Below are 3,592 nucleotides of genomic sequence, written 5' to 3'. Positions count from 1 at the left end.
GTGCTTGATGCGCTCGAAGAGCGCAACCTGCGCGAGAACACGTACCTGGTCGTGGCGTCGGATAACGGCTACATGCTCGGCGAGAAGGAGACCTTCACCAAGTTCCAGCTGCACGAGATCTCGCTGCGCGTCCCGCTGTTTATCGCCGGCCCCGGGATCGCCCCTCGCCTGGTGCGGGAACCGGTCAGCCTCATTGACCTCTATCCGACGCTTTGCGGACTCGCGGGTCTACCGATACCACCGCAATGCGACGGCCAGGACCTTTCCGCCACGCTCTTCTCAGGCACGGCGCCGTCGCGAGCGTCGGCTCTGTCGTACACCGGGTTTCTGCGCAAGGAGACGGGGCAGCTCTATCTGCATTCGACGGTGCGGACCCCGCAGTGGCGCCTGATATCCTATACGCCCATCGGATGGCGATCCTACGCGGAACGCTTTTTCGACGAGGTCGAGCTTTACGATCACGACCCAGCCAGCCCGGGATACGATCCCAACGAGTGGTACAACATCGCGGACAAGCGGCCGGATGTGGTCAAGGAGCTCCGAGCGGAACTGCCCGACCCCCAGACCCTCATGCTTACCCTGTCGCGCAGAAGCGACCACGAAGACTGACTGCGACCGTTTCCCATGCGGGGTTCGGGGCGCGCCCGGGCACGCGTGCCCTGGTCGCAAGGCACTGATTTCAGTGGATATTATTTCCGTCTATACAACGTATAGACGCTGCCGAGGGGCGTGTGCGGATGATTCCGGGCGTGCTTCGCGGCGCGGTGCGTGGCGAGGGTGCGGCAGTCTGCCGCACGGGGATGCCAGCACGACGGCGTGAGACGGCCGGGCGCGGGCGGGGGCCTGCGCCATATCCCCCGGTACCGACGTCCCCTTGCGAACGCCGGCCCGCCGGCGGGCCGTCCCCGGCGGGTGTAACGGGAAAGGATATGGACATGTCGCGATCCACGGTCCTCAAGGCCATGGCCCTGCCTGCAACGCTGGCGGGCGCGCTCCTCGCGGGCCTCGCACCGGCCTCCGCCACCATGACGCTGCCGCACCAGACCCCGCCGCCGACCACCCAGCGCGCGGCGCCGGCGCTGAGCGACGCCGCGCTGGCGCAGCTCGCCGGCGAGGCGGGGATCACGCTCGAGCAGGCGCGGCTGCTGACGATCAGCCAGCTCGCCGCGATGAAGGAGGCGCACGACTCCTGACCGATGCCGCCCGGACCCCCGCCGCGGCGGGGGTCCGGGCGGCATCGGTCACCGATCAGGCCTTCGCGGGCTCCGGCTGGTCGAAGCGGACGCGGACGTAGGAGCCGGGCGCCGCCTCGATCGCACCGAGCGTCGCGCCCGGAACGCGCGCCGGGACGAGCTTGCCCGAGCGCTCCTTGAGCCAGGCGTCCCAGTCGATCCACCAGCTCCCCGGCGTCTCCTCGGCGCCCTCGAGCCACTCCTCGAGGGTCGCGGGCGACATGTCGGGGTTGGTCCAGAACTGGTATTTCTCCAGCACCGGCGGGTTGACGACGCCGGCGATGTGCCCCGAGCCCGACAGCACGAAGCGGACCTTCGCCTTCGACATCTCCTTGGCGCCGCGATAGACCGAGGCGGCCGGCGCGATATGGTCCTCCTTGGTCGCCACGTGGTAGACGGGGCCCTTGATGTCGGAGAGCGTGATCGGGGTGCCGCGCACCGAGAGGGTGCCCTTGGCGAAGGCGTCGCGGATGTAGAACTGCTCGAGATAGAAGCGGTGCGCCCGCGCCGGCATGGCGGTGGAATCGGCGTTCCAGTAGAGCAGGTCGAACGGGAAGGGGTCCTTCCCGAGCATGTAGTTCGAGACCATGTAGCCCCAGATCAGGTCGTTCGCCCGGAGCATGTTGAAGGCGCTGGCCATCCGGTCGGCCGGCATGTAGCCCTTCTCCATGTCCTCGCCGACCACCTCGAGGATATGCTCGTCGACGAAGATCTGCAGCTCGCCCGCGTCCTGGAAGTCGAGCTGGGCGGTGAAGAAGGTGGTCGAGGCGACCCGCTTGTCGTTCTGCCGGCCGAGCCAGGCCATCAGCGTGCCGGCCATGGTGCCGCCGACGCAGTAGCTGACGAGGTGCAGGCTCTTCTGCCCGGTTTCCTCCAGCGCCTTGTCGATGGCGGTCAGCCCGCCCTCGAACATATAGTCCTCCCAGCTCTTCGCGCCGTGGCGATGGTCGGGGTTGACCCAGGAGATGACGAAGACGGTGTGGCCCTGCTCGACCAGCCACTTCACCATGCTCTTCTTCGGGTTGAGGTCGAGGATGTAGTACTTGTTGATCCAGGGCGGGACGATGAGGAGCGGCCTGGCAAGGACCTTCTCGGTCGCCGGCGCATACTGGATGAGCTGGATCAGGTCGTTCTGGAAGACGACTTCGCCGGGGGTGACGGCGGTGTTGCGGCCGACCTCGAAGGCGTTCATGTCGGTCTGGCGGATGAGGAGCTTGCCCTTGCCGCGGTCGAGGTCCGCCAGCATCATCTTCAGGCCGCGGACGAGGTTCTCGCCCTTCTGCTCGACGGTCGCCTCGAGCACCTCGGGGTTGAGGGCGAAGAAGTTCGCCGGGTTCATCGCCTCGACGAACTGGCGGGTGTAGAAGGCGGCCTTGCGCCGCTCCTTCGGGTCCATCTCGCCGACGTTGCTGACGGTGTCCTGGATCCAGCCGGAGGTGAGCAGGTAGGACTGCTTCAGGTAGTCGAAGAGCGCGTTCTCGCTCCACTCCTTGTGCGCGAAGCGCTTGTCGGCCTTCATCATGTAGGGGACGTCGAGCTCCTCGACCGCCTCCTTGGAGCCCAGCCACTTCAGCATCGAGTTCTGCCAGAGCTTCTGCTGCGCCGCCCAGAGCTCGATCGTCGCGTCGGCGACCTGCTTGGGGTTGTCCCACATCGTGCGGTAGAGTTCGGCGAAGGTCGGCCAGGTGTTGAGCGGATCGGGCCGCGGCGTCCCTTCCTGCAGCTGGGCGGCGAGGAACTTCTGCCAGATCTGGCCGGAGATGTCGAAGACCTCGGCCATGTTCTTCGCGATGTGCTTGCCGCGCTCGGCCAGCGACTCGCTCTCCGCCTCGCGTGCGATCTCCGTTCCCTTGGCGTCGTTCATGCTTTCCTCCGCGGCGCTCATTGTGCGGGCGCGCCAATCGGTGACTATACGGCTCGTCGGCGCGCTTGCCCACCCCGGCGATGGGGCGCCGTTGCGCCGGCGGGGGGCTTCGGTCCAGAGTGGCGCGATGAACGATCCGCGCGCACCCCATGCCTGAGCTCGGGCGCCTCTGGCCGCTCGCGGCGGCGCTGGCCGTGCTCTCCTGCGGGCCGTCGGAGGAGGTGGTCGGGCCGCGCTCGGCGGCGCTGCGCGACGCCCCGCCGCCGCGGCTCGGCGAAACCGCCGCCTTCGACGCGGCGCTCGCGCGCGCCGGCCCGGACGCCGAGCGGCTCGAGGCGGCGAAGGGCGAGCTCGCCGCCCGCGCCGAGGCGCTCCGCGCCCGCGCCGAGGCGCTCGCCGCCCCGGTGGTCGATCCGGCGACCCGCCCGCGCCTGGAGCCCCCCGCCGCACCGCCGGCCGCCGAGTGAGGGCCCCGGCTCAGGCGGCCGCTTCCTCC

4 protein-coding genes are annotated in these 3,592 nt (G+C 68.8%); 3 read left to right on the top strand and 1 reads right to left on the bottom strand.

Going from position 1 to position 3,592, the window contains the following annotated elements; all coding sequences use genetic code 11:
* Both Q0112_RS03480 and Q0112_RS03475 read left to right on the top strand, forming a co-directional pair.
* Window positions 1-609: sulfatase-like hydrolase/transferase (locus tag Q0112_RS03480; RefSeq protein WP_297971454.1), on the top strand; the 609-nt coding region annotated here is incomplete at its 5' end.
* Window positions 610-935: 326 nt separating this feature from the next.
* On the top strand, window positions 936-1,193 hold the full coding sequence (locus tag Q0112_RS03475) for a hypothetical protein (protein WP_297971451.1): 258 nt from the start codon (window positions 936-938) through the stop codon (window positions 1,191-1,193).
* A gap of 55 nt (window positions 1,194-1,248) precedes the next feature.
* Here Q0112_RS03475 and Q0112_RS03470 read toward each other — a convergent pair whose 3' ends face one another.
* On the bottom strand, window positions 1,249-3,096 hold the full coding sequence (locus tag Q0112_RS03470; RefSeq protein ID WP_297971448.1) for a class I poly(R)-hydroxyalkanoic acid synthase: 1,848 nt from the start codon (window positions 3,094-3,096) through the stop codon (window positions 1,249-1,251).
* Window positions 3,097-3,245: 149 nt separating this feature from the next.
* Here Q0112_RS03470 and Q0112_RS03465 point away from each other — a divergent pair, with 149 nt between their 5' ends.
* A complete protein-coding gene (locus Q0112_RS03465) occupies window positions 3,246-3,563 on the top strand; it encodes a hypothetical protein (protein WP_297971446.1) in 318 nt (105 codons plus the stop codon).
* The last annotated feature ends 29 nt before the right edge of the window (window positions 3,564-3,592 follow it).

The organism is uncultured Amaricoccus sp. (assembly GCF_937858865.1).
Taxonomy (GTDB): domain Bacteria; phylum Pseudomonadota; class Alphaproteobacteria; order Rhodobacterales; family Rhodobacteraceae; genus Amaricoccus.
The sequence above is the reverse complement of the archived record's forward strand: the minus strand, read 5'-3'. Positions and strand labels throughout refer to the sequence as shown.